The organism is Plantactinospora mayteni (genome assembly GCF_016862935.1).
GTDB lineage: Bacteria > Actinomycetota > Actinomycetes > Mycobacteriales > Micromonosporaceae > Plantactinospora > Plantactinospora mayteni.
Window position 1 is genome coordinate 1 of the sequence record NZ_BONX01000020.1, and the last position, 25,964, is coordinate 25,964.

The 25,964-nt window shown below is 73.2% G+C and carries 21 protein-coding genes; 10 read left to right on the forward strand and 11 right to left on the reverse strand.

What is annotated here, in order from left to right; all coding sequences use genetic code 11:
* Positions 1 to 159 precede the first annotated feature (159 nt).
* Complete coding sequence (locus Pma05_RS15645) at positions 160 to 1,440, forward strand: thymidine phosphorylase (RefSeq protein WP_203858148.1); 1,281 nt, start codon at positions 160 to 162, stop codon at positions 1,438 to 1,440.
* Positions 1,441 to 1,773: 333 nt separating this feature from the next.
* Positions 1,774 to 2,454 carry a DUF4272 domain-containing protein gene (locus Pma05_RS15650; protein ID WP_203858149.1) on the forward strand — a complete coding sequence of 227 codons (681 nt, stop codon included), beginning with the start codon at positions 1,774 to 1,776 and terminating at the stop codon, positions 2,452 to 2,454.
* 11 nt (positions 2,455 to 2,465) lie between these two features.
* On the opposite strand, the gene Pma05_RS15655 is transcribed toward Pma05_RS15650, so the two are convergent.
* Positions 2,466 to 3,326, reverse strand: a complete 861-nt coding sequence (locus Pma05_RS15655; protein ID WP_203858150.1) for a putative RNA methyltransferase — start codon at positions 3,324 to 3,326, stop codon at positions 2,466 to 2,468.
* A 90-nt stretch (positions 3,327 to 3,416) separates the two neighbouring features.
* Here Pma05_RS15655 and Pma05_RS15660 point away from each other — a divergent pair, with 90 nt between their 5' ends.
* From Pma05_RS15660 to Pma05_RS15680, 5 genes are all read left to right on the forward strand, one after another.
* Positions 3,417 to 4,496, forward strand: coding sequence for an adenosine deaminase (locus Pma05_RS15660; protein ID WP_203858151.1), 1,080 nt, complete (start codon positions 3,417 to 3,419; stop codon positions 4,494 to 4,496).
* Positions 4,497 to 5,081: 585 nt separating this feature from the next.
* Positions 5,082 to 8,513, forward strand: a complete 3,432-nt coding sequence (locus Pma05_RS15665) for a sensor histidine kinase (RefSeq protein ID WP_203858152.1) — start codon at positions 5,082 to 5,084, stop codon at positions 8,511 to 8,513.
* A complete protein-coding gene (locus Pma05_RS15670) occupies positions 8,510 to 8,914 on the forward strand; it encodes a roadblock/LC7 domain-containing protein (protein ID WP_101369591.1) in 405 nt (134 codons plus the stop codon). Before Pma05_RS15665 ends, Pma05_RS15670 begins: the two co-directional genes overlap by 4 nt.
* Before the next feature lie 107 nt (positions 8,915 to 9,021).
* On the forward strand, positions 9,022 to 9,399 hold the full coding sequence (locus tag Pma05_RS15675; protein WP_203858203.1) for a DUF742 domain-containing protein: 378 nt from the start codon (positions 9,022 to 9,024) through the stop codon (positions 9,397 to 9,399).
* A 1-nt stretch (position 9,400) separates the two neighbouring features.
* The gene (locus tag Pma05_RS15680) at positions 9,401 to 9,988 is read left to right on the forward strand and encodes a GTP-binding protein (RefSeq protein ID WP_203858153.1); all 588 of its coding nucleotides are present in this window, start codon (positions 9,401 to 9,403) and stop codon (positions 9,986 to 9,988) included.
* A gap of 388 nt (positions 9,989 to 10,376) precedes the next feature.
* Here Pma05_RS15680 and Pma05_RS15685 read toward each other — a convergent pair whose 3' ends face one another.
* From Pma05_RS15685 to Pma05_RS15695, 3 genes are all read right to left on the reverse strand, one after another.
* Positions 10,377 to 11,594, reverse strand: a complete 1,218-nt coding sequence (locus Pma05_RS15685) for an ABC transporter substrate-binding protein (protein WP_203858154.1) — start codon at positions 11,592 to 11,594, stop codon at positions 10,377 to 10,379.
* A 311-nt stretch (positions 11,595 to 11,905) separates the two neighbouring features.
* Positions 11,906 to 14,248 (reverse strand): serine/threonine-protein kinase, encoded by a 2,343-nt coding sequence (locus Pma05_RS15690; RefSeq protein WP_203858155.1) that lies wholly within the window; start codon positions 14,246 to 14,248, stop codon positions 11,906 to 11,908.
* 38 nt (positions 14,249 to 14,286) lie between these two features.
* Positions 14,287 to 15,276, reverse strand: a complete 990-nt coding sequence (locus tag Pma05_RS15695; RefSeq protein WP_239312442.1) for a SatS C-terminal domain-containing protein — start codon at positions 15,274 to 15,276, stop codon at positions 14,287 to 14,289.
* Positions 15,277 to 15,429: 153 nt separating this feature from the next.
* Between Pma05_RS15695 and Pma05_RS15700 the strand changes: the two genes are divergently transcribed.
* The gene (locus Pma05_RS15700) at positions 15,430 to 15,771 is read left to right on the forward strand and encodes a PadR family transcriptional regulator (RefSeq protein WP_203858156.1); all 342 of its coding nucleotides are present in this window, start codon (positions 15,430 to 15,432) and stop codon (positions 15,769 to 15,771) included.
* Positions 15,772 to 15,838: 67 nt separating this feature from the next.
* Here the strand turns inward: Pma05_RS15700 and cydC are convergent, their stop codons facing one another.
* From cydC to deoC, 7 genes are all read right to left on the reverse strand, one after another.
* Complete coding sequence (cydC, locus tag Pma05_RS15705; protein ID WP_203858157.1) at positions 15,839 to 17,668, reverse strand: thiol reductant ABC exporter subunit CydC; 1,830 nt, start codon at positions 17,666 to 17,668, stop codon at positions 15,839 to 15,841.
* Positions 17,665 to 19,641, reverse strand: a complete 1,977-nt coding sequence (gene cydD, locus Pma05_RS15710; protein WP_372441483.1) for a thiol reductant ABC exporter subunit CydD — start codon at positions 19,639 to 19,641, stop codon at positions 17,665 to 17,667. The genes cydC and cydD overlap by 4 nt, the downstream gene beginning before the upstream one ends.
* Before the next feature lie 73 nt (positions 19,642 to 19,714).
* The gene (locus tag Pma05_RS15715) at positions 19,715 to 20,638 is read right to left on the reverse strand and encodes a M56 family metallopeptidase (RefSeq protein ID WP_203858159.1); all 924 of its coding nucleotides are present in this window, start codon (positions 20,636 to 20,638) and stop codon (positions 19,715 to 19,717) included.
* 4 nt (positions 20,639 to 20,642) lie between these two features.
* Positions 20,643 to 21,050 carry a BlaI/MecI/CopY family transcriptional regulator gene (locus Pma05_RS15720; protein ID WP_203858160.1) on the reverse strand — a complete coding sequence of 136 codons (408 nt, stop codon included), beginning with the start codon at positions 21,048 to 21,050 and terminating at the stop codon, positions 20,643 to 20,645.
* Positions 21,051 to 21,131: 81 nt separating this feature from the next.
* Positions 21,132 to 21,965: an aldehyde dehydrogenase family protein gene (locus Pma05_RS15725; RefSeq protein WP_203858161.1), complete on the reverse strand. Its 834-nt coding sequence runs from the start codon at positions 21,963 to 21,965 to the stop codon at positions 21,132 to 21,134.
* Positions 21,958 to 23,388 (reverse strand): aldehyde dehydrogenase family protein, encoded by a 1,431-nt coding sequence (locus Pma05_RS15730; protein ID WP_203858162.1) that lies wholly within the window; start codon positions 23,386 to 23,388, stop codon positions 21,958 to 21,960. The genes Pma05_RS15725 and Pma05_RS15730 overlap by 8 nt, the downstream gene beginning before the upstream one ends.
* Positions 23,389 to 23,392: 4 nt before the next feature.
* Positions 23,393 to 24,379: a deoxyribose-phosphate aldolase gene (gene deoC / locus Pma05_RS15735; RefSeq protein ID WP_203858163.1), complete on the reverse strand. Its 987-nt coding sequence runs from the start codon at positions 24,377 to 24,379 to the stop codon at positions 23,393 to 23,395.
* Positions 24,380 to 24,502: 123 nt separating this feature from the next.
* Here deoC and upp point away from each other — a divergent pair, with 123 nt between their 5' ends.
* A complete protein-coding gene (gene upp / locus Pma05_RS15740) occupies positions 24,503 to 25,135 on the forward strand; it encodes a uracil phosphoribosyltransferase (protein ID WP_203858164.1) in 633 nt (210 codons plus the stop codon).
* Positions 25,136 to 25,267: 132 nt separating this feature from the next.
* Positions 25,268 to 25,945, forward strand: coding sequence for a GOLPH3/VPS74 family protein (locus Pma05_RS15745; RefSeq protein WP_203858165.1), 678 nt, complete (start codon positions 25,268 to 25,270; stop codon positions 25,943 to 25,945).
* Positions 25,946 to 25,964 lie beyond the last annotated feature (19 nt).

Consider the following 25,964-nt stretch of genomic DNA (forward strand, 5'->3'; position numbering starts at 1 on the left):
CCCCGGCCCTCGGTGGGCGCTCGCCGTCGGGTGGCGCGGGTGGGTGGGTGACTGGGCCGGGTGGTGGCGTGATCCGCGATGGCTGTGCGGCGGTGGCAGGTCGGCTGGTGGCGTGATCCGCCTTGGGTGTGCGTGAGTATGAGGAAGAGGGAATCAGCGGTGAGTGCGTTCGCGGCGGTCGACGTGATCCGGGTGAAGCGGGACGGTGGGGTGCTGTCCGACGAGCAGATCGACTGGGTGGTCGACGCGTACACCCGGGGGCGGGTGGCCGACGAGCAGATGTCGGCGCTGGCCATGGCGATCCTGCTCCGGGGCATGACGCCGGGCGAGATCGCCCGTTGGACGGCCGCGATGATCGCCAGCGGGGAACGGCTGGACCTTTCCGGGGTACGCCGGCCGACCGTGGACAAGCACTCCACGGGTGGGGTCGGCGACAAGATCACGTTGCCGCTCACTCCGCTGGTGGCGGCGTGTGGTGCCGCCGTACCGCAGCTCTCCGGCCGAGGGCTGGGGCACACGGGCGGGACGCTGGACAAGCTGGAGTCGATTCCGGGGTGGCGGGCCGGGCTCGGCAACGACGAGTTCATCGCCCAGTTGGGTGAGGTCGGCGCGGTGATCTGCGCGGCGGGTGAGCGGCTGGCGCCGGCCGACCGCAAGCTGTACGCGCTGCGCGACGTGACCGGCACGGTGGAGGCCATCCCGCTGATCGCCAGCTCGATCATGAGCAAGAAGATCGCCGAGGGTACCGGGGCGCTGGTGCTGGATGTGAAGGTCGGCTCGGGCGCGTTCATGAAGTCGGAGGCGGACGCCCGGGAACTCGCCGAGACCATGGTGGAGTTGGGTGGCGCGCACGGGGTGCGGACCGTCGCCCTGTTGACCGACATGTCGACGCCGCTGGGGCTGGCCGTCGGGAACGCGGTCGAGGTGGCTGAGTCGGTCGAGGTACTGGCCGGGGGCGGGCCGGCCGACGTGGTGGAGCTGACCGTCCGGTTGGCCCGGGAGATGCTGGTGGCGGCCGGGCTGCCGGACGCCGACCCGGAGCGGGCGCTGCGGGACGGCCGGGCCATGGACGTCTGGCGGGCGATGATCCGGGCCCAGGGTGGGGACCCGGACGGCCCGTTGCCGGTCGCCCCGGAGGTGGAGGTCGTCCGGGCCGACCGGGACGGTTACGTCGCCGCCGTCGACGCGTACGGGATCGGGATCGCGGCGTGGCGGCTCGGCGCGGGACGGGCCCGCAAGGAGGACCCGGTCAGCGCCGGGGCCGGAGTGCTGCTGCACCGGAAGCCGGGAGATCCGGTACGGGCCGGTGAACCGCTCTACGAACTGCGGGCCGACGACGCGGGCCGGATTCCGGCGGCTCGGGCCGTCGCGGCCGGGGCGGTGTCGGTCTCGGCCGGGCCGCCGACCCTGCCGGCCCTGGTCATCGACCGGATCGGTTAGCCGTCCGGGAGGGCGTTCGACGGCACCGGCGATCTCGGCTCGCCGCGTGGGTGGAACGGATATCCGCCGCGTATCGGCGGGGTGCGGGGTGGCGGGTCGGCCCCACCGGGCCAGGTGCGGTTTCCGGGCGGGTGGCGAGGTCCTCTTCGACGGCCGGCCGGTGCGGCTGCCACGCCGGGCGCCCATGGTGTCGGCGCTGCTGACCGGCTATTCTGCGTCGCCTGGGGGTAGCACGGGGTGCTGAGTCGGCTCGACGACCGGGTCCGCGCCGCATCCGGTGCCGTGGGTGCCGTGCGCGCCCGAGGCGACTCCGACGTGACGGGAAACAAGGCTGTGACCGTATCCGCTCCCGACCCGCAGGCGGTTCGGGCCGCCAACGTGACCGAGTTGCAGCGGTTGGGACTGCCCGTGCCGCCGGCGCAGTTTCCGCTGGTGTGGGAGCCGGGTGACGCGGTCGAGCTGCGGCCCACCGCCGAGATCGAGGCCCGGACGGCCGTACTGCACCTGGTACTGGCGCGGTGCTTCGGCATGCCGCCGCAGGCCGGGATGAGCTGGCTGCTCGGCTCGCACCTGGTGGAACAGGTGACCCCGCCGGAGTGGCAGTTCGTGATGGGCAGCCGGGGCGACCACCGTTCGTTCGTACTGCACCACGACGCGATCTTCGCGCTGGCCTGGGTACTCGGGCTGAGCCGGCACCTCGACCCGACGGAACCCAGCGACGAGCGGCTGATGGAGCAGTTGCCCCACCTGGCGGCGGGGGAGACCTTCGGCCAGTGGCGCTCCCGCACCCTGGCGGCGCCCCGGGACGCGGCGGAGGTGGCCGCGGTACTCGACTTCTACTACTGCCTCGACTGGGGCTACCTGGAGGCCGAGCAGGAGGGGCTGCAACTGCCCGGGATGATCGACAGCAACGCGATCGGCCAGCGGCGGTGGGCGCTGGAGTGGGCGGTGGTGTTCCGGGGACCGTTCCACGACCCGCCCGCCGGGTGGGAGGAGGTCGACCTCTCCACCTGACCGGCCGGCGGTCAGCGGGGGTGGTGCGCGGTCACCTGGACCGCGACGGTCACCGTGGCCGGTTCCGGGAGTTCGTCGATCCGCCGGTCGAGCCGGTCGGGGTCGGCGTGCCAGGCGCTCGGGCCCATCCCGACCAGGGTGCGGATCGCGGTCCGGTCGAGCCGGAGGGTGGCCCGGTGTACCGCCGTCGCGCCCGGGGTGAAGTGCTCGGCCAGGCTGCCGGCGACCCGGGTCTCCTTGGCCGGGTCGACCCGGAGCAGGCCGAGCCGGTCGACCAGTTCGCCGAGATGTTCGGCGGTAGGCGTGACCACCAGCAGCGCGCCGTCGCTCCGCAGCACCCGGCGGAACTCCGGTCCGTTGCGCGGGGCGAAGACGTTCAACAGCAGCCCGACTTCGCCGTCGGCCAGCGGCAGCCCGCGCCAGGTGTCGCAGAGCGCGGCACCGGCCCGGGGGTGGGCCCGGGCGGCCCGGCGCAGCGCCGGCTTGGAGACGTCGAGGGCCAGCCCGACGGCGGCGGGCAGGGCGTCGAGTACCGCGCCGAGGTGCCGGCCGGTGCCGGCGCCGGCGTCCACCACCAGTTCCGGGTACGTCCCCGGTGCCGACCCGGCGACCGCCCAGGCGAGATCGGCGAGCGCGGTCGAGATCAGGTCGTAGTGGCCGGCACCGAGGAACTCGTCCCGGGCGGCCACCATCGCCGGGCTGTCCCCGGAGTGCGTGACCCGACCGGCGGTCAGGTTGACGTACCCCTGGCGGGCCAGGTCGAAGCTGTGTCCCGCCGGGCAGCGCAGCGCGACCACGGCGGCCGGCGGTACGGCGGCCAGTGGCCGGCCGCAGACCGGGCAGCGCAGCCGCCGCAGGACCTCGGGTGGCACCTCGTCACGATAGTGCGCGCCCGGGCCGGGGCCGGCGGTGCCCCGTGGTGCCGTCGCCGCGCGACCCGCCCGGGCCACTAGGGTCGGTGCATGGCGGCAATCGGCTACGACGACATCGTCCGGGTTCCCAAGGCGCTGCTGCACGACCACCTGGACGGCGGGCTCCGCCCGGCGACGGTGGTCGACCTCGCCGAGGCGGTGGGGCATCCGTTACCCAGCACCGACCCGGAGGAACTCGGCCGGTGGTTCGTCGAGGCGGCCGACTCGGGGTCGCTGGAGCGCTACCTGGAGACCTTCGCGCACACCGTGGCGGTGATGCAGACGGTCGAGGGGCTGCGCCGGGTGGCGGCCGAGTGCGCCCTGGACCTGGCCGCGGACGGCGTGGTCTACGCGGAGGTCCGGTTCGCCCCGGAGCAGCACCTGGAGCGGGGCCTCGACCTCGACGGCGTGGTGGAGGCGGTGCTGGCCGGCTTCGCCGAGGGCGCCGCCGAGGCGGCGGCGAACGGGCACCCGATCCGGATCGGCACGCTGCTGACCGCGATGCGGCACGCCGCCCGGTCGCAGGAGATCGCCGAGTTGGCCGTCCGGCACCGGGACACCGGAGTGGTGGGCTTCGACATCGCCGGTGCGGAGGCGGGCTTCCCGCCCACCCGGCACCTGGACGCCTTCGAATACCTGCAACGGGAGAACTTCCACTTCACCATCCACGCCGGTGAGGCGTTCGGGCTGCCCTCGATCTGGCAGGCGATCCAGTGGTGCGGCGCCGACCGGCTGGGGCACGGGGTACGGATCGTCGACGACATCACCCCGGGGGACGCCCGGCCGGTGCTCGGCCGGCTGGCCGCGTACGTCCGGGACAAGCGGATCCCGCTCGAACTGTGCCCGTCGTCCAACGTGCAGACCGGTGCCGCGCCGTCCATCGCGGAGCACCCGATCGGGCTGCTGCGGGACCTGCGGTTCCGGGTCACCGTCAACACCGACAACCGGCTGATGAGCGGCACCTCGATGTCCCGGGAGATGGCGCTGCTGGTCGAGGCGTTCGACTACGGCTACCCCGAGTTGCAGTGGTTCACCATCAACGCGATGAAGAGCGCCTTCATCCCGTTCGACGAGCGGCTCGCCATCATCAACGAGGTGATCAAGCCGGCGTACGCCAAGCTGCTGCCCTGACGGGTCGGTCGCACCGAAGCGGCGGGGGATCGGCCGCCGAGTGGGGACGTTGTCGCACGATTTCCGGTCTGCTATCTCTTTTGGTCGGGAAAACTGCCGGGCCGGTCAGTCCGGCTGTCCGGGCGGCCATTCGGTGGTCCGCACGGACCGCGTAATCCGGCACTTCGACCTTGCCGGAGCGGACCGGTCGGGCAATGGTTCACCGCGCCGTGCGAGTGCCAGGCTCGCGGTGCGCCGGAGCCGAACGCGGGCACCGTGGGCGAGGGCGTAGGGTTTCCCCGTGCCGGCAACGTTCGATACGTTGCGGGTGCGGGTCCCGAGTTTCGGGCCGAGCGGTGGCCAGCCAGTTTCTGGACGGTCGAGGGCAGTGGAGCGTGGACAGGATGCGTGACTACCCTGGGTGACACCAGAAAGACAGACTGCTGTCAAATCGCGGGGACATCCCGATGCGCTTCCAGTCGGTGACAACCTGGGCTTTCTTCTTGAGTTGCGGCGTGATGGAATCTCGGAGGTCCGACCCGCCCGGGTCGGTCGATCAGCGGTGCCCTGGGCCATTGGCCGGGTACTGGATGGGAAGGCGGTGACGTGAGCAAGCGGCCGAAGACATCAAGCCCGTTCCTGTCGCGTCTCCGCTGGCCGGTCGCCGGCCGGCTGCGCGACATGCCGATCTGGTCGAAGCTGGGTCTGATCATGATCGCGCCGACCATCGCGGTCGTCGTGGTCGGCACGACCAGCATCGTCGACCACATGCAGACGTTGGACGACGCGAACCGGGCGCACAACCTGGCCACGCTCGCCCAGACCTCCGGTGAACTGGTGCACGACCTACAGGACGAGCGGGCGGGCGCCGTACTCTTGCTCGGCTCGCGCAACGAGGCCGCTCGGAAGGCGGCCCGCGACGCGTACGGCAAGGTGCACCCCGAGGTCGACAAGGCCAAGGGCCCCTACTCGGAGCGCCGGGCGCAGCTCGACGAGCTGCCGGGCAACTTCGACGCGCTGCTGGCCCAGATCGACCAGGGCCTGGCCGACCTACCGGGGATCCGCAGCCAGGTCATCAACTCCAAGCTCAAGCTGACCGACGCGGCGCAGTCGTACGAGGGTCTGATCAACGACCTGCTGAACATCCGGGACCTGGCCTCGCAGCTCGCCGGCGACTCCTCGCTGAGCGACCGGATGCGGGCCGCCGCCGCCAACGCGCGCGGCAAGGAGTTCCTGTCGATGCGGCGGGTCGTGGTGCACCGCGCCCTGATCGACGGCCGGTTGACCGCCGCGTTGCAGACCGACTACATCGCCACCGAGACCGGTCAGCAGCAGGCGCTACAGACCTTCAAGGCGATCGCCACCGGCCCCGAGTCCGCGTTCTACGACGAGACGGTCACCGGCGCCGACGTGCGTGAGGTCGACAGCTACGGCGGCTGGATCCGGGGCCGGACGAACGAGAGCATGTCCGACGCTCCGTTCGACGCCGACGACTGGGACTCCGCGATGGTCGGCAACGCCCGGCTGATCCGCGCGGTCGAGGGCCGGCTCGACTCCGACGTACTCACCGAGGCGAGCGCGCTCCGCAACGACGTGCAGCGGCAGGTGTTCCTGGAGACCGGTCTGCTGCTCAGCATGCTGCTGCTGGCGGTGCTCTTCGCCTACCTGGTCGCCCGCTCGATGGCCCGCTCGCTGCGCGAACTGCGGCACGGCGCGCTCTCCATCGCCCAGTACGGGCTGCCGCACGCGGTGTCCCGACTGCGTGACCCGCAGGTGACGGCGCAGATGTCACCGGTACAGGTGGCCAACCAGATCGCCGAACCACTACCGGTACGCAGCAAGGACGAGTTCGGCCAGGTCACCGAGGCGTTCAACGCCGTCCACCTGGAGGCTGTCCGTACCGCCGCCGAGCAGGCCGCCCTGCGGGCCTCGGTCGCGACGATGTTCGTCAACCTCGCCCGCCGTTCGCAGATCCTGGTCGACCGGCTCATCGGTCACCTGGACCGGCTGGAGCGGGGCGAGGAGGATCCGGACCGGCTGGCCGAGCTCTTCCAGCTCGACCACCTGGCCACCCGGATGCGCCGCAACGACGAGAACCTGTTGGTGCTCGCGGGCGCCGACTCGACCCGGGTGCAGCGCGAGCCGGCGGCCCTGATCGACGTGCTCCGGGCCGCGCAGTCCGAGGTCGAGCACTACACCCGGATCGAGTTCGGCATGGTCGACCGGGACATCGAGGTCCAGGCCGGCGCCGTCAACGACCTGGTGCACCTGGTCGCCGAGCTGTTCGACAACGCCACGGCCTTCTCCCCGCCGGACTCACAGGTGATGGTGGAGGCCCGCCGGGTGGGTGACCGGGCGACGCTCTTCGTCGAGGACCGGGGCATCGGCATCAGCGCCGAGCAGCTACAGGACCTCAACGAACGGCTCGCCACGCCGCCCGCCGTCGACGTGACCGTCTCCCGGATGATGGGTCTGGTCGTGGTCGCCCGGCTGGCGTCCCGGCACGGTGTGAAGGTCGATCTGCGGCCCGGCCCCGACCGGGGCACCGTCGCCGACGTCACGCTGCCCACCTCGATGCTGATCCCCCGGGCACTCTCCGGCCGGCAGCAGCCGGGCGGCTTCCCGCTCGCGCCGGAACCGACCGCCCGTCCGGCGATGGGCGCCCCGCTCGCCCTGGAGAGCGGTCCGGCCACGGCGCCGGCACCGGGCTTCGGCGGCGGCGACCGCGCCCCGGCCTTCGGTGGCGACCGCAGCCCGAGTTTCGGTGGCGATCGTTCCCCGAGTTTCGGCGGCGGCAGTCCGGGTTTCGGCGGCGACCGCAACCGCGACGGCGCGCCGCTCGGCCGGCCGTACGAGCCGGCGGCGAACGGCGGCGGGCAGAGCAGCGCCCCGAGCCAGCCCAGGGACATGCCGGCCTGGTCCGACCTGACCGGTGCCCGGGCGGGACGCAACGGAAACGACCCGTTCACGCCGCGGATCCCGAACGGGCACGACATCGAGCCGCTGCCGCAGCGGCGGGCCACCGAGCAGGATCCGGGCGGCCTCTCGCCGACCGAGACGATGTCCGGGTTCATCCCCCGGCAGCGTCCGGCCACCCCTGATCCGCAGCCGAACGGGCTGACCGCGCTGCCGCCGGTCTCCGCGCCGCCGGTACCGCCGGTCTCGGCTCCGCCGGCCGGGCAACCGCCGGTATCCGCGCCGCCGTTCGGCCTGACCCCGTCGCCGGCCACGCAGCCGCCGGCTCCGGCGGTCAACGCGCCGCCGGCCTGGCCGCCGGTGAACGCGCCGGACCGGGAGGCCGCCGCGCCGCCCGTTCCAGAGCGCCTGGCGGCGGCCCTGGACATGACCGCCGAGCTGCCCCGGATGGCTCGGCCCCCGGCGACGGACGCCGCGGCCAGCACGGAGGCCCGGCCGAAGTTCGCCGACGAGACCATGGAACTGCCGATCTTCCGCGAGTTGGAGTCGGCCTGGTTCCGCACCCGCCGGAAGCCCGAGGAGACCGGTGGGCAGCCGCAGGGAGCCGGTACGGCTTCCCCGGCGCCCGGCCAGGCCGTCGCGGTGGACACCGCCGTTCCCGACGTGGCCCAGGCCGGATCCGTACCGACAGGCAACGCGGCAACGATGCACAGCCCGAGGCCCGGTGGTCAGCAGCCGGGGAGCGGGCCGATCACCAACGGCACCGGTCGACCGGGCGAGGGCGGCTGGCGTACGGCTGCCGACGACGGTTGGCGGGCAGCCATGGCGGCTACGGCAACCGCCACCACGGGTAGCCAGACCACCCAGACCGGACTGCCCAAGCGGGTGCCGATGGCCCAGTTGGTGCCCGGAGCCGTGGAGAAGCCGACCACCTCGGTGCAGCGTCGTACGCCGGAGGCGGTACGCGGGCTGTTGTCCGCGTACCACCGTGGGGTGCAGCGTGGCCGCACGCACCCGACGGACGACCAGTCGACGAACCCGGAGGCGACTCCGGCAGGGCAATCCCCGCAGCCCGAGGTGGGCCCCGCGACCGCGAGCGGCCAGAAGGAGCATGAAGGATGACATCTACGCAGGATCTCGGTTGGCTGTTGGCCAACTTCGCCGATCGTGTGCCCGGCGTCGCCCACGCGATCGCCGTCTCCGCGGACGGCCTGCTCCTCGCGTCGTCACGGGACCTCCCGCGCGACCGGGCGGATCAGCTCGCCGCGATCGCGTCCGGCCTGGTCAGCCTCACCCAGGGGGCGGCGCGCTGCTTCGAGGGTGGGGCAGTTCTACAGACTGTGGTCGAGATGGACAATGGTTTCCTGTTCCTGATGTCCATCTCGGACGGCTCGTCGTTCGCCGTGCTCGCCGCCCGGAGTTCCGACGTCGGGCAGGTGGGTTATGAGATGGCACTGCTCGTCGACCGGGTGGGTGACGCGTTGACGCCGCCACCCCGGGCCGCCGCGGGGATGCTGAGCTAGGTGGTACCCGGCCGGTGTGCTTCGCTGGCCGGTGCGACGACAATGGAACAATGACGAGCTCCAGGCTTTGAGTCTCGGGTACGACGAGAAGGGGGTGAACGGCGATGATGGCCGAACGCGACGAGCCGACGGGCGCGCTGGTGAGGCCATATGCCGTTACCCGTGGTCGTACCAGGCCGAGGCTCGACATCGCCCTGGAGGCGCTCGTCGAGACGACGGTGCGCGGTCGGTCCGCTGGTAACGGCAATGGCGGCCAGGGCCGGGAGCATCAATACATCGCCGCGCTGTGTGATGGTCGGCTGCAATCGCTCGCGGAGATCGCGGCGCGGTTGCAGTTACCGCTCGGAGTGGCTCGGGTCCTCATCGCCGACATGGCCGCCGATGGCCTGGTGGCGGTGCACGAACCGACAATTCTGGACGACTCAAACGACGCGGTGGGCACTGAACTGCTGGAGAGGGTGCTGAGTGGACTTCGCAGGCTCTGACATGTCGCACCGCCCAACGGCCGGGCGCGTGACATCGGCGAAGATCGTCATCGCCGGTGGCTTTGGCGTCGGCAAGACAACACTGGTCGGCTCGGTCTCGGAGATCACTCCGCTGACCACCGAGGCGATCATGACGTCGGCTGGTGTGGGTGTCGATGACACCCGCCAGGTGCCGGGCAAGACGACCACCACGGTCGCCATGGACTTCGGTCGGATCTCGATCGACCGGGATCTGATCCTCTACCTGTTCGGCACCCCGGGCCAGACGCGGTTCTGGTTCATGTGGGACGAACTGGTGCGAGGGGCGATCGGTGCGGTGGTCCTGGTGGACACCCGCCGACTGGCCGACTGCTTCGCGGCCATCGACTTCTTCGAGCACCGGCGACTGCCGTACCTCGTAGCGATCAACTGCTTCGACGGTATGCAGTACCACGACCCGCAGGACGTGCGGGACGCGCTGGCGATCTCGAGTGACGTGCCGGTCGTCGCGTGTGACGCCCGGAACCGGGAGTCGACCAAGCACGTGCTGATCTCGCTGGTCGAGTACGTGCTCACCATGCGGCGCTCGCGCGCCGTCACCCCGGCCTGACCGGCGAGCACGTCGCCCGTCGGGAGTGGACCGGCCGTAGGCCGGTGTCGGCACGCCCGACGAGGCCGCCCGGCCCACACCGGGTAACCGGCTGCCCGCGTCCCGGCGGCGACGGCGCGGAACGCGCTCTTCGCCGTCCGCTGGGCCGACGCCCCGCCGCGGCATCGTCCAATGTCGCGGCATCCGTCCACTGTCGCGCTGGCGTCGCGGCGCCGGATGGTCGACGACGGCGGTGTACGCCGCCCGCCGCGCCCGCCGTGAGCCGATCCCGTCGAGGCTCCCCGTCCCGGTTCTGACTGCCACGGCCTCAGCCGGGACAGACTGCCCGCCTCAGCCGGGACAGGACGGTTGGCCCGCCCGGCGGAGCGGTCGGCGCGGGAAGTGAAGGTCAGGAGACCCGGATCCAGGCGCCGGAAACCACGGTGAAGACGCCGAGCGAGTCCGGCTCCATCCCGCCGTGCCGGATCGGCGCGAACGAGTACGCCCCGGCGATCCCCTCGGTGATCTGGTTGCCCAGATAGGCGCGTAGCCGACCCCGGTCGACGCTCTTGCCGAGCCGGGCCGCGTTGACGACCAGGCGCACCGCGTCCGAGGCGTACGGTGCGAAGCCGCTGAACGAGCCGTGCAGGTGGATGTAGCGGTAGACGAAGTCCCGCCGGTCCAGCCCGGCCGTGCTGGTGTTGGTCAGGGACGAGCTGTTCAGCGAGCCGGGGTGCACGACGTACGCGCCCTCGACCGCCGGTGCGTTCTCCTCCGAGAGGGTGTCCTCGGCGACCGCGCCGGCGTCGAAGAAGATCCGGCCCTGGTAGCCGGTCTGCCGCAGCGCCCGAGCCGCCGTACCGGAGAACGGGGCGGTGCCCCAGACGACCACCGCGTCCGGATCGGACTGGGTCACCTTGCGGACCGTCGAGCGGTAGTCGGCGTTCTCGGCCCGGGGCAGCCGGATCGCCTTGACGAGGTCGATGTCCGACGCCTTCAGGGCGGCTGTGATGGCCCGTACGCCGGAATCTCCGTGCGCCCCCGGTGTCGCTAGCAGACCGACCTGTTTGAGGCCCTGCGAGCTAATCAGCCGGGCCAGCGCGCGTGCCACGTCCCGGGCGTCCGGCGTGAGCTTGAAGATGTACGTCCGCTGCGCCAGCGGCACGGTGAGGTTGTCGGCGGCGGCGAACGAGATGAACGGCACCTGTTGCTGCTGCGCGATCGGGATGATCGCCAGTGAGGTCTCGGCGAGGCAGCCGCCGATCAGCGCGTGCACGTTCTCCCGGGTGGCCAGTTCGGTCGCGTGCTGGGCGGCGAGCCGCGGTTCGCTGGCGTTGTCCCGGACCACCAGTCGGATGGTGCGGCGCAGGTTGCCGACCGGTACGCCCTGCTCGTTGAGCTTGTCGGTGGTGATCTGGAGCGCCCGTTCCTGGAGTACGCCCAGTACCTGGCCGGGGCCGGTGAGTTCGAGGCTGGCGCCGATGACGAGTTCGCGCGAACCGGGCCCGGGCGGACCGACCGGGCCCCCGTCGTCGCGTCCACACGCGGCGAGCAGGGTGGTGGCGGCTGCCCCCAGGAGACCTCGCCGACTCAGCGTCCACGCCTCGACTGCTGCCGGTCCGGCCATCGTCGTCACCCTTCCTGCACTGGTCGTAGGTGTCGCCTACGGTCCCGGGGTATGTTGGCGGGCACTTCTGGGCGCCGTCAACTCTGCACAGAGTGGCAAGAAACACCAGGTCGACGTAGGTCTGAGGCTGACTGTCCGGTCAGCCGACGGGTCCTGACCGGACAGTCCGAGCGGTGGCGTCGACCGGCTGACCGAGCGAGCGGAGCGTGTCCGGCCAAGTACGCGCAGCCCCGTTGACGCGGAAAACCCACACCGGCCGTCCGATGACGGGTGCCGGTGTGGGTTCTCGGTGGAGTGGTGTATCCGCTCCGTCAGGAGCGATAGCTGGCGGAGCGGTATTCGTAGTCGAGGTTGCCGGCCCGCTCGTCCGGATCACGGCTGAAGTCCCAGCCTCCGGCGGCCTCCCGGCCCGGGCGGCCACCCACGGCGTAGCCACCGATCTCCTGGCCACGCCGCCAGCCCCGGAAGTAGCCGGTGGTGTGCTCGGCGATCCGGGCCGCGTCACGGACGATCCGCAGCGGCCGGTCGTCCCGCAGCGGCGAGCCGGGTACCAGGTTGGCCTGCGGCACCCGCTTGGGCAGGCCGGCGTTGGTCGAGGCGCCGACCGAGGGGCGGGACGCCTGCTGGGCGGCCTGCCAGCCACTGTCGGCCGTCGACGCCCACTCCACCTCGTCCTCCTCGGAGTGACCGGTGAACCAGGCGGACCTGGCCGCGGCGAAGATCAGCAGGTCGCCGTCACCCTCGTCGGAGACCGGCGGCGCGCTCGGCTCGACAATGCGGCGCGGCAGAGCCGACCCGGCCTGGGCGGCCGGCTCTCCCCGGTCCACCAGGCGCAGCGGAGGGTTGTCGGCGGGAAGCCCGTTGTGCAGGGGCCGGTCGGCCAGCGGCGGCGGCTCGACGAGGCGCAGCGTGGGCGGCTCCGGGGGCAGGTCGTCCGCCTGCCACGGCGGGGTGACCCGGCCGTCGGAGGGCGCCGGGCTGACCGGCGCGTCCCGCTCGCCGGACGGCCCGCCCGGGTATCCCGGGTATCCCGACCCGGTCGCCCGGTCGTCCTGCTCCTCGCCGGGGTTGACCAGCGGCCAGTTGGCCCGGGAACCGGGCGGTGGCGGCGGCTCGGGCCGTGTCGCCGGCACCGACACGGTCAGGCCGGCGGCGGAGATGGTGCTGCCGGGACGTGCCGTGCTGTCCCCGTTGGTCTTCGGCCGGGGCGTGATCGGCGTCGGCCGCCGCTCGTTGCGGGCGCTGTTGATGGCGGCGGTGGTCAGGGTGGCCCGGAAGGGTTCGCCGGCCTCGGCGGGCGGGATCGGCCCACGCTGCGGCGGTGGCATCGGGGTCATCCCGGGTGGCGGGGGTGGCGGTGCGGAGACCGGCCGGTTCGCCATCGTGTCGCCCTGGTATGCCGGCGGCGCGGAGGAGGGCGCGGCCGAGCGGGCTTCGCGGGGCGGCCCGGAGACCGGCACGACCGGCATCGAGAGCGTGGCGGCCGGCGACAGCGGCGGCGCGGAGGAGGGGGTGACCGGTGGCGGCGCCATCGGCGGCGGCGCGACCGGTGCCGGCGCGACCGGCGGTGGCCCCATCGGCTGAGGGCTGGCGGGCGCGGTGCTGGCCGCCGCCGGCTGGTGCCGGGTGCGCCGCCCCGAGCTGGGTACCGGCTCGCGGGCCGGACCGGGCAGTCCGGTGCCGGCCGGTGTCGGTGCCTCGCCAGCGCTGCGCCGCCCGGTCCGCCGGCTCGGGGCCGGCGCCGTGCCGACCCGGGCGGTCAGGGTGGCGACCAGCGCGTCGCAGCCGGCGTCGCAGGCGCGTACGGCTGCCACGGCCTGTCGTACGGTCTCCGCCGCGGCGGAGGTGAGGGCCTTGTTGGCGGCGCCCCGACGAGGGGTCTCCGCGATGGCGACCCGGAGCGCGGTGACCGCGTCGGTGATGACGTCGGCCTCGGCGACGCCGTCCGCGGCGAGGTGCGCGGCGATGGCGTCGGTGGCGACCGAGGTGTCCCGGCCGCGCGCACTGGTGCCGCCGATCATGCCCGGCTCGGGCAGTGCCTCCAGTACGGCCAGGGAGACCGGCTCGGCCGGATCCGGGTACGCCCGCAGCGCGGCCGGGTAGAGCTCGCGCAGCACCTCGCGCAGGGCCACGGCGGCGGCGTGCCGGCCGTTGGCGAGCGCGGCGTGCGCGGCGAGTACCGGCTTGAAGCTGACGAGTTCACGCGGCGGCGGCAGGGTGGCCGCGGAGAGGGCGCCGGCCTGCAACGCCCGGGCGAGCCCGACGGCACGCCGCTCGGCCGGGGCGGACTCCCGCTCATCCGCCGACTCGTCGTCGGCGAACCGTTCGGCGAAGTCGTCGACGGAGTCGTCGTCGGCGATGACCAGTGGACGCCCGGCCGCGCTCAGCAGCGAGGTGACCATGTGGTCGTCGCTGTCCGCCGCGACGGCCACGCCGCTCGGCCCGCTGCTCCGCTCGACGAGCACCGCGCCGAGCTGGGCGTAGCCAGCCGGGTCATCGGTGATCTCGCAGACGTGGAGCAGCCTGCCTGCGTCGTCGACGACTGCGGAGGTCAGCGTCGCGCCGGCCGAAGCCGACCGGCCCGTGGCATCCGCAGAGGCCAGACCGCAGTACACCCGCACGAGCGCCACGGCGTCGTCCTCCTCCCGAGACACAAGTGGTGTGCCAAAGACTGATGCTCCCTGGTAAGGGGTCAGTCGCGCCAGTCCACGGCGGCAGAGATCTTGCCGATAATCGTGCGCCACCCGAGACTTGCGGTTTGTGCCCCGATTTTCTTGAGTCGCCGCCGACCCCGGAATCCGCCGAGACCGCCGGCTACGGTCGCCCGGAGGGCCTCGTCGAGGTCGTCCAGGCTGGAGCCGGCAGAAAGCATATCGAGTACGGCCGGGAGCCGAAGCGCGTAGGCCAGGTCGCGGGAAACCTCACCGGCCTCGATGAGCAGCGTCGAGTCCCAGACGTCGTGCCCGCCACGGAGGTTCTCCACCACGAGGTCGAGCTCGTAGGAGTCCTCGTCGAGCGGGGCGACGTCGGCCGGCGTGATCCGCTCGACGAGCTGGTCCCAGGTGTCCAGGTCGGCGAGATCGTGCGGTGCGCCGGACTTGACGAATGTGACAAGTGCCTCAGGATTCTTGAACAGCAGCAGCTTGCCCCGGTGGGTGAGGAAGGCCGGTACCTCCTCGCCCTCGTCCTCCTCCTCGACCTCTTCTTCCTCGTCCTTCTCGGCGTCGGAGTCGGCGGCCTTGGTCTTGCCGTCCCGCTCCGCCTCCTCCTTGTCGGCCTCGGCGAACTGGTCGGCGACCTCCTCGTCGAGGATCACGACGGTTTCGTCGTCGTCGTCCTCCTCGTCGTCCTCGGCCTGCCGCGACCGGCTGGCGAAGAGGTCGTCCTGCTCCCGGTCCTCGATGTCGGTCGGGGTCAGCTCACCCGCCGGGCGGTAGGTCCGCAGGGTGAAACCGGCGCCCGAGGGGAGGGCGATCTCGACCGGGTCGATCCGGACCTCTTCCCAGAGCGACCGGTCCGGAGTGCTGCCGGACGTCGCCGGGGCATCGTCGGTGCCGGCGTCGTCGTCGCTGGCTTCCGAGGAGCCGGCGTCGATCTGCCCGGGGTCGACAGCCCCGTCGCTTCCGGCGGGCTCGTTGCCGGGCTCGTCGGTGTCGGGCCGGTGGGACGACTGGCGGGCCACGCTGACCTCCGTGTGCGCTCGATATGGGCACCCGACCCGGCGAGGGTGCCGGCGGATCGGTGACTCTGCGCACACACCCTAGTAGGCCGGCGGCGGGCGTGGATGCCGGCACCCCGTTGGAGTTCGCCGCATATATTAGTAGGCTTGCTACCTATGAACGCCCAGGCGCTGCACGGCCATCTCGATGCGCTGCTGCTCGCGGTGCTGGAGCGGGGCGCGCTGCACGGTTACGCCATCATCGAGGCGCTCCGGGCCCGCAGCGGCGGCGTGCTCGATCTGCCCACCGGGACCATCTACCCGGCGCTGCGCCGGCTGGAGCGGGCCGGCTACGTCAGCAGTGCCTGGAGCACCGTCAACGGCCGCGAGCGCCGGACCTACGAGCTGACCGGTGCCGGGCTGCGTGCCCTGGCGGGCGAGCGGACCAGTTGGCAGGAGTTCAGCTCGACGGTGGGGCAGTTCCTCGGCGGAGCGCCCACCCCCGGCGCGCCCGCCTGACCGGCCAGTCGTGCTGGCCGGCGGGACTTCGGCGTTGGGGCTCAGGTGCCGGGTTCAGGTGCCGGGTTCAGGTGCTGATCGCCAGATAGTCGCGTTCGGCGTCGGTCTGGCGTAGCCACTGGTCCCGATACCAGCCGGGTCGGCCGGCCAGTTCGGCGTGGCTGCCCCGGTCGGCGATCCGCCCCTCGTCGAGGACGACGATCTCGTCGTACCGGTCTAAACCGGATAGTCGGTGCGTGACGAGTAGCACCGTGCGGTTCGGGCCGGCGTGTGCGGTCGCGGAGGCGAGCACCGCGTCGGCGGCGCCGGGGTCGAGACCCTCGGTCGGCTCGTCCAGCACCAGGATCCCGGCCGGGGCGGCGAGCAGGGCTCGGGCCAGCAGCAGCCGTTGGCGTTGCCCACCGGAGAGTTGACCGCCGTCCTCGCCGACGATTGTGTCCCAGCCGGCGGGCTGCTGTCGTACCCAGTCGAGCAGGCCGGCCGCCGAGACCGCGCCGGCCAGGTCGTCGTCGGTTGCCCCGGCCCGGCCGAGCAGGAGGTTCTCCCGGACCGTGGCGTGGAAGACGTGTGCCTCGGCGAGCAGTCCGCCGACGATCCCGGGCAACCGGTCGACGGGCAGGTCGGGCAGGTCGACGCCGTTCAGTACGACCCGGCCGTGGTCTGGCCGGACCATCCCGGTCAGTACGCCGAGCAGGCTGCTCTTGCCGGCGCCGCTCGGACCGACCACGGCGACCCGGCTCCCCGCCGGCAGGTCGAGGCTCACCCCGTCGAGCGCGGGTGGGCCCGGCCGGCGGTATCGGAGGCTCACCTCCTCGACCCGGCAGTGCCACCGCCGGGCCACCTCCTCCGCCCCGGAGCCGTCCCCGGGCTCCCCGCTCGGCGCCGGCTCGCCGGTCGACGTCTCTGGCGTGCCGGGCGACCTTGCGAAAGTGCCGGTCGGCGTCTCCGGGGTGCCCTCGGGGGCGGCCAGCAGGTCGGCGACCCGGGTCAGGCCGGTGCGCAGCCGGGCCCAGTGCCGGGCCGCGCCGACCAGCGCCAGGGCCGCTTCGACGGCGGCGAGCGTGCCGACCGCGAGAACCCCGACGAGTACGCCGTCGACGCCCGCCCGCAGTGCCACGGTCAGCACGGCGGCGCTGGTCGCACCGGACAGCAGTACGCCGAGACCGTCCACGGCCCAGCCCACCGCCGCCGTCCGGCGTTCCAGCCCGGCGAGTTCGCGGGCCCGGGCGTCGGCCCGGTCCAGTGCCGCCCGGGTGGCACCGAAGGCGGCCAGGTCGGCGGCGCCGGCCGTCAGGTCCACCGCGTCCCCGGCGAGCGCGCCGCGCAACGGCGCCACCCGGGCGGCGGTACGCCGGGTGAGCACCGCCGCCAGCGCCGGAAGCACGACTCCGGCCAGCAGCAGTCCGCCGGCCAGGGCCAGCCCGGCGACCGGGGCGACGGCGGACGCGCCGAGCACGGCGAGCAGGCCGACGAGCACGGCGGCGGCGCCGGGGACCAGTACCCGGAGCAGCAGGTCCTGCACCGCCTCGACGTCCGAGACGAGCCGGCTGAGCAGGTCGCCGGAGCGCTGCGGCGCGGCGGTGCGCCGGGCCGCCAGCGCGGCGAAGACCCGGGTCCGGACCTCGGTGACGACCCGCAGCGCGGCGTCGTGCCCGGCCAGCCGCTCGGTGTACCGCAGCACGCCCCGGCCGATCGCCAGGGCCCGCACCGCGACGATCGCCACGGTGAGGGTGTCCAGCGGCGGCCGGTCGGCGGCGCTGACCAGCAGCCAGGTCGCGGTCGCCAGCAGGGCGAGCCCGGCGAGTTCGGTGCCGGCGGCGAGCAGGCCGGCGCCGAGCAGCCGACCGAGGTACGGGCGGGCCAGCCGCCAGACGGTACGTTCGGGTCGCAGCCTCACGCCACCACCTCCCGGGGCAGTGCCGCGACGGGCTCCTGCTCGGTCACCCGTCCGTCCTCGACCCGGAGTACCCGGTCCGCCCCGGCCAGCAGGGTCGGGCGGTGTGCCACCAGCAGGGCCGTACGCCCGGCGACCAGCCGTCGGGTGGCGGCGAGTACGGCCGCCTCCGAACCGGCGTCGAGTCGGGCGGTGGGCTCGTCGAGCAGCACGATCGGGGCGTCCCGGAGGAAGGCCCGGGCCAGCGCGACCCGCTGCCGCTGCCCGCTGGACAGCCCGTGGCCGCGCTCGCCGAGCGGGGTGTCGAGACCGTCCGGGAGCCCGGCGACCACCTCGGCCAGGTCGGCGGCGCGTACCGCGTCCCGAACCGCCGCGACGGGCGCGTCCGGTACGCCGAGCCGGATGTTGTCGGCGAGGGAGGTACCGAACAGGTGGGCCCGCTGCGGTACCCAGGCCAGGTGCCGGCGCCACCACGCCAGGTCCAGCGCCGCGAGGTCCGTACCGTCGACAATGATCCGCCCGCTGCTGGGGCCGACGAATCCGAGCAGCAGGTGCAGCAGGGTGCTCTTGCCGGCGCCGCTCGGCCCGACCACGGCGATCCGCTCACCGGGCCGGATGGTGAGGGTGACGTCCCGCAGCGCGGTGGTGCGCTGGTATTCGACCGTCACCGACTCGAACCCGATCTCGCCGTGCCGACCCGGCTCGGGCCGGTGTCCGCGGTCCCGGTCGTCCGGGTCCCCGGTCACGGGGGCGGCGGCCGGCCGGTCGGTGGCCCGGGCGCGCGGCGGGTCGGCGGTGCCGGTGGGGGCCTGGCCAGCGGTGCGGGCGGTCCGCTGTTCGGCGGTGGGAGCGGTTGTCCGGTCGGCGGTGGGGGTGGTCGGCCCGCCGGAGGGACTGGGGGTGGCCGGCACCGTGATCGTCGACCTCTTCCTGTGGGCGTGCGGCGATCCGGCGGTGGGGGCGGGCGGCTCGGGGCCGAGCAGGGTCAGCGCGTCGTCCAGTGCGGTCAGTCCCTCCTGGCTGGCGTGGAACTGGCTGCCGGCGGCGCGCAGCGGCAGGAACGCCTCGGGGGCGAGCAGCAGTACCAGCAGCGCCGTCTGCAGGGCGAGGCCGCCGCCGAGCAGCCGGAGGCCGATCGGCACCGCGACCAGGGCGACCGAGAGGGTGGCGACCAGTTCGAGTACCAGCGCGGAGAGGAACGCGATCCGCAGCGTCTTCATGGTGGCCGAGCGGTGCCGGTCGGCCATCCGGCGTACCACGGTCACCTGGGCGGGGGCCCGGCCGAACAGGTGCAGGGTGGGCAGCCCGCGCAGCATGTCCAGGAAGTGGCCGCCGAGCAGCGCCAGCCGGCGCCACTGGCGTTCGGTGGCGGCCTGGGCCTGCCAGCCGAGCAGTGCTCCGAAGATCGGGACCAGCGGCAGGGTCACCGCGATGACCAGGGCGGAACTCCAGTCGGCGAAGACCAGCCGGGCCAGTACGGCCAGCGGCACCGTGACGCTGAGCACGAGCTGCGGCAGATAGCCGGTGAAGTACGCGTCGAGCGCGTCGAGCCCGCGCCCGGCCAGGGTGGCGAGCTGGCCCGTACGCTGCCCGGACAGCCAGCCCGGTCCGCGCCGGCCGACGGCGTCGAGCAGGTCGGCGCGGAGCGTGGCCTTGACCGTGGCGGCGGCCCGGGCCGCCACCGTGCCCTGCGCCCAGAGCAGGGCCGCCCGGCCGGCCACACTGGCCAGGAAGCCGGCCAGCGCGGCCCGGTCGAGGCGCCCGCCGGCCGCCTCGGCCAGCACCATGGCGAGCGTGGTGGCCTGGGCGATCACCAGTCCGGCGGCGGCGACGCCGAGCGCGCCGAGCACTCCGAGTTGACGCCGCGCGCCGGGCACTCGGCGCAGCAGCCGGGGGTCGAACGGGCGGCGGCGGCTCACCGGTGCCCCGGATTGCCGGTGTCCGGCCGGTGTGGCCGGCGACGATCCAAGACCCATGTCCCACGCATCTCTTCGGGCAGCTTCCGTGACAGGACCAGCTTACTACGTGACGTAGTAGTTGCCCGGTGGGTCAGTGCAGGAACAGCGACACCGGCAGCGTGACCAGGACCGTCGCCAGCGCCAGCGCGGTCGCGCCGGGCAGCCGGCCCGGTCGGCGCGCGGTCAGCAGACGTTGTACCCGGGCGTCGAGTTCGCCGTCCGCGACGCCGAGCGCACCGGCCGGGGTGACCCGGGCACCGACGCTGGCGAACCGTAGCAGCGCGGCGGCGAGCGGGCCGTCGGCGTGCAGGCGTCGGGCCTTGTCGTCGGCCCGCATCTCCACCAGCAGGGCCACCGCGTCGTGTGCCGCGCGTACCCAGCGGACGCCGGGGAGGGCCCGGCAGAGCGCGGTGAAGGGGAGCAGTACCAGGTCGTGCCGCTCGTCGGCGTGCGCCCGCTCGTGGCTGAGTACGGCCGCGAGCTGTGCCCGATCGAGCAGGCTCAGGGTGCCGGCGCTGACCACCACCTGCGGGCGTACCCCTGGCAGGCAGTAGGCGGCTGCGCTGGGGTGGTCGAGTACCAGCGCGCCGGGCGCGGCCGGGTCGTCCCGGGCCACCAGGGTCAGCAGGTCCCGGTGCCGGCGCTGGGCACGCAGCGCGCCGAGCAGGCTTCGCGCCGTCGAGCCGAGCAGCACCACCGCCACGCCCAGGCCGATGCCGACCAGGCCGAGGTGGGTCAGCCCCAGGCCGGGCGGCAGGTCTCCGCCGCCGAAGAGGTCACCGGCGAGCGACCGCAGCGCGGAGCCGGTGCCCTGGCCGTACGGGGCGAGCCCGAGCGAGATCGGCAGACCGATCGCGGAGAGCCCGAGAGCCAGCCCGACGAACTGCCAGCAGACGATCGCGACCCGGGGACTGTGCCACGCCCACCCCGCGCCCAGCTTGCCGGAACGGCTCAGCACCTGGGCGGCGAGATAACAGGCCAGCACGGCGAGCGCGAAGTGCGCGGCGTAGAGCATCGGCTCAGACCTGCCGTTTCGCGGCGGGCGGCCGGTCGGTCGCCGCCAGGGTGTCGTCGGCCTCCTCGGCGAGCGCCGCGCGCAGCACGTCGGCCTCGGTCCCGGTCACCGACCGGGCGAACCGGACCAGCGCGGCGTCCCGGCTGCCGGCCAGGTCCAGGGCGTCGAGCATCAGCCGGGCGATGTGCGCCTCGCGGCTGGCGGCCGGCCGGTAGCGCCAGGCCCGTCCCTCCCGCTCGCGTTCGACCATGCCCTTGCCGGCCAGCCGGTCGAGCACGGTCATCACCGTGGTGTACGCCAGCTCACGGTCCCGCAGCGCCTCGGCCACCTCGCGGACGGTCGCCCCGGCACCGGTACTCCGGTCCCAGAGCACGTCCATCACCGCACGTTCGAGATCACCGAGTCGCGTCACGCGGCAATTCTACTACCCACTGTCGTATAGTTGCCGACCGCCCGATCCGGGCGGAGCAACGATCGCGGCCCCGGCCGGACGTCAGACGCCCTTCGGGTGCCAGACCGTCTTGGTCTCCAGGAACGCGGTCATCCGGCCGACGCCGGGATCGGCGCTCCAGTCGACCGGTCCGGCGGCCGGCCGGAGTACCCGCTTCAGGTTGCCGGCGGCGGCCCGCTCCCACTCGGCGGCGAGTTCCGGGTCGGCGACCCCGGTCAGGTCGAGCGCGTTCACGTCCATGTGCCCGGCCAGCCAGGACGCGGTCTCGGCGGGCCGGCCGGTGAGCAGGTTGACCACCCCGCCGGGCAGGTCGGAGGTGGCCAGCACCTCGGAGAGGGTGATCGCGGGCAGCGGGCTCGCCTCGGCCACCAGCACCACCACCGTGTTTCCGGTGACGATCGCCGGAGCCAGCACGCTGACCAGCCCGAGCAGCGCCGGCTCGGCCGGGGCGAGCACCCCGACCACCCCGGTCGGCTCGGGTGCGGAGAGGTTGAAGTACGGCCCGGCGACCGGGTTGGCGTTGCCGTACACCTGGGTCAGCTTGTCGGCCCAGCCGGCGTACCAGACCCAGCGGTCGATCGCCTCGTCCACCTCGTCGTCCGGCACACCGAGACCGACGAACTGGTCCCGCCGACCCTCCAACATCTCGGCGACCCGGTAGAGGATCTGCCCCCGGTTGTACGCGGTCGCGCCGGACCAGCCCTTGACCGCCGCCCGCGCCGCGAGTACGGCGTCCCGGACGTCCTTGCGGGAGGCGAGTGCCACGTTGGAGTTCTGCACCGGATACGACCGCCCCGACTCGCTGCGCGGGAACTTCCCGCCGATGAAGAGCTTGTACGTCTTGCGTACGGCAACCCGGCCGGTGGAATCAGACATCGAGGTACGCCTCCAGCCCCTGCCGGCCGCCCTCCCGGCCGTAGCCCGACTCCTTGAACCCGCCGAACGGCGAGGTGGGGTCGAACTTGTTGAACGTGTTGGCCCAGACCACTCCGGCGCGCAGCCGATCGGCCATCCAGAGGATCCGGGAACCCTTGTCGGTCCAGATCCCGGCCGAGAGTCCGTACGGAGTGTTGTTCGCCTTCTCCACCGCCTCGGCCGGGGTCCGGAAGGTGAGCACCGAGAGCACCGGCCCGAAGATCTCCTCCCGGGCGATCCGGTGCGCCTGGCTGACCCCGGTGAAGACGGTCGGGGCGAACCAGAAACCCCGGTCCGGCAACTCGCACGGCGGGGACCAGCGCTCGGCCCCCTCCGAGGACCCGATCTCGGCCAGCGTCCGGATCCGGTCGAGCTGTGCCGCCGAGTTGATCGCGCCGATGTCGGTGTTCTTGTCCAGCGGGTCACCGACCCGCAGCCGGGCCATCCGACGTTTGAGCGAGGCGAGCACCTCGTCGTACACCGATTCCTGGACCAGCAGCCGGGAGCCGGCGCAGCAGACGTGGCCCTGGTTGAAGAAGATGCCGTTGACGATGCCCTCGACGGCCTGGTCGACCGGTGCGTCGTCGAAGACGATGTTCGCCGCCTTGCCGCCGAGTTCCAGGGTGAGCTTCTTGCGGGTGCCGGCCACCGAGCGGGCGATCTGCCGGCCGACCTCGGTGGAGCCGGTGAAGGCCACCTTGTCGATCCCGTCGTGCTCGACCAGCGCCCGGCCGGTCTCGCCGGCCCCGGTGAGGATGTTGACGACGCCGGGCGGCAGGTCGGCCTGCTGACAGATCTCCGCGAAGAGCAGCGCGCTCAGCGGGGTGGTCTCGGCCGGCTTGAGTACGACGGTGTTGCCGGCGGCCAGCGCCGGGGCGATCTTCCAGGCCAGCATCAGCAGCGGGAAGTTCCACGGGATGACCTGACCGGCCACCCCGAGCGGGCGCGGGTCCGGGCCGAAGCCCGCGTGGCCGAGCTTGTCGGCCCAGCCGGCGTAGTAGAAGAAGTGCGCGGCGACCAGCGGGACGTCGACGTCCCGGGACTCCCGGATCGGCTTGCCGTTGTCCAGCGACTCCAGTACGGCCAGCTCGCGGGCCCGCTCCTGGATGATCCGGGCGATCCGGAACAGGTACTTGGCCCGGTCCCGGCCCGGCATCGGCCCCCAGACCTCGTCGTACGCCCGGCGGGCCGCCCGTACCGCCCGGTCCACGTCGGCCGGGCCGGCCTCGGCGACCTCGGCCAGTACCTCCTCGGAGGCGGGGTTGATCGACTTGATCGTGCCGCCGTCGGCGGGCTCGACGAACTCGCCGTCGACGAACAGCCCGTACGACGGCTTCAGGTCCACCACGGCGCGCGACTCCGGCGCGGGGGCGTATTCGAACATCAGATCAGTCCAGGGTGAAGTAGTCGGGGCCGGAGTAGACGCCGGTGCTCAGCTTGGTGCGCTGCATCAGCAGGTCGTTGAGCAGGCTGGAGGCGCCGAACCGGAACCAGTCCGGGTGCAGCCAGTCCGGGCCCGCGGTCTCGTTCACCAGTACCAGGTATTTGATCGCGTCCTTGGTGGTCCGGATCCCGCCCGCCGGCTTGACCCCGACCTGCCGGCCGGTGGCATCCCGGAAGTCCCGGACCGCCTCCAGCATCACCAACGTGACCGGCAGGGTCGCGGCCACCGGCACCTTGCCGGTCGAGGTCTTGATGAAGTCGGCGCCGGCCAGCATCGCCAGCCAGGAGGCCCGCCGGACGTTGTCGTAGGTGACCAACTCGCCGGTCTCCAGGATGACCTTGAGGTGGGCGTCCCCGCTGGCCGCCTTCACCGCCACGATCTCGTCGTAGACCTCCCGGTAGCGGCCGGAGAGGAAGGCGCCCCGGTTGATCACCATGTCGATCTCGTCCGCCCCGCCGGCCACCGCCGAGCGGGTGTCCGCGAGCCGGATCTCCAGCGGCGCCTGCCCGGACGGGAACGCCGTGGCCACGCTGGCCAGGTGTACCCGACCCGCGTCCCCGGCCGATCGAGTGGTCGTGCCCCAGAGCGCGGCGGCGGCCACCGGGACCATCGTCGGATAGACGCAGACGGCGGCGACCGGCGGGCACGACGGGTCGGCCGGGTCCGGGCGGAGCGCCTTGGCGGCCAGCGCGCGTACCTTGCCGGGCGTGTCGGCGCCCTCCAGCGTGGTCAGGTCGACCATCCGGATCGCCAGGTCGATCGCCCACGCCTTGGCGGTGGTCTTGATCGAGCGGGTGCCGAGCATCGCCGTCCGCTGCTCCGCGCCCACCTGGTCGACGCCGGGCAGGCCGTGCAGGAAGGTCCGTAGGGTCGCCTCGGAGCGCCCCACCTCGGAGAGGTCGGACCGCGCCGACGCCGTTGTCGCCGTCATGGCGGGAAGTCTACGCACCGGCCCCAGCCTGTGATCTTGGCCATAGCCGCTCCGCGCCCGGTGCGGCGGGGACCGGTGACCAGGAGAAGGGTGCACCCGAGGTTACCGGTAGGTTGAGCGACCGTGGACGTACTCGTGGTTGACCATCCCGTGGCCCAGACGCGGCTGACCGTGATGCGCGACGGCCGGACCGACTCGGCGTCGTTCCGCGCCGCGCTGCACGAACTCACCACCATGCTGGTGTACGAGGCCGCGCGCTCGCTGCCGGTCGAACAGTTCCCGATCGAGACGCCGGTGGCACCCACCCAGGGCATCCGGCTGGCCAACCCACCCCTACTGGTACCGGTGCTCCGCGCCGGGCTGGGCATGGCCGACTCGGCGCTCGGCCTGCTGCCCGAGTCGTCCATGGGTTTCGTCGGGCTGGCCCGGGACGAGCACACCTACGAGCCGCGCGCCTACATGGAGTCGCTGCCGACCGACCTGACCGGCCGCCCGGTACTGGTACTCGACCCGATGCTCGCCACCGGTGGCTCGCTGGAGCACTGCTGCCGGCTGCTCGCCGACCGGGGCTGCACCGACATCACCGTGCTCTGCGTACTCGCCGCGCCGGCCGGCATCGAGCGGCTGGACCGCTCCGGGCTGCCGCTGCGGCTGGTCACCGCCGCGATCGACGAGCGGCTCAACGACCGGATGTTCATCGTGCCGGGGCTCGGTGACGCCGGCGACCGGCAGTTCGGCGGCATGCCCCGGTTCTGATTCCACCGAACCGGTCCTGACTGCCTGGCACCGTTGCCGGTTCCACGGCAGCGGCGCCGATTCCCGGAACCGGCCGGCGGGTCCGGCCGGGACGCATGCGCGGCTGGCGCGGAGCGGCTACCGTTCCGGGCCATGACTGGTGTTGGGCTGGCCGAGGAGTTGCTGCTACTCGGCTACGACGATATATCCGGCAAGGCGACCGGCTCCCGGATCGGACTCGACCTGGGCATGGCCGCCGCCGTGCTGGTCGACCTCGCGCTCGCCGGCCGGGTCGCCTTCTCCGACGGTTCGATCGTGGCCACCGACGCCACGCCGATCGGCGACCCGATCGCCGACGACGTGCTCGCCCGGATCGCGGCGGACACCCCGCACACGCCGGCCTCCTGGGTGCAGCGGCTCCGGCACGGGCTGCGCGACCGGATCCTGACCGGCCTCTGCACTCGGGGCGTGATCAGCGACGTCGACGAGACCGAACTCGGCTACATCCACATCCACCGGTATCCGGTGCTCGACCCGTCGGTCGAGGCGGAGATCCGGCGCCGGCTGGTGGACGCGCTGACCGGGGAGGCCGTACCGGACGAGCGGACCGCGGCGCTCGCCGCGGTGATGGCGGCGATCCGGGTACAGCCCAGTCTCGGGCTGACCGGGCCGGCCGCCGAGGACGCCCGGAAGCGGCTGACCGAGATCGCCCGGGGTGCGGGGTTCACCGACGACGTGAGCCTGGAGGAGTCCACCATCCGCCCCTCGGTGGCGCTGGTGATCGCCGCGCTCTCCCGGGCCATCGACGCCGCGCTGGGCAGCCGGACCTGACCTGACCGCCGGCCCGTCC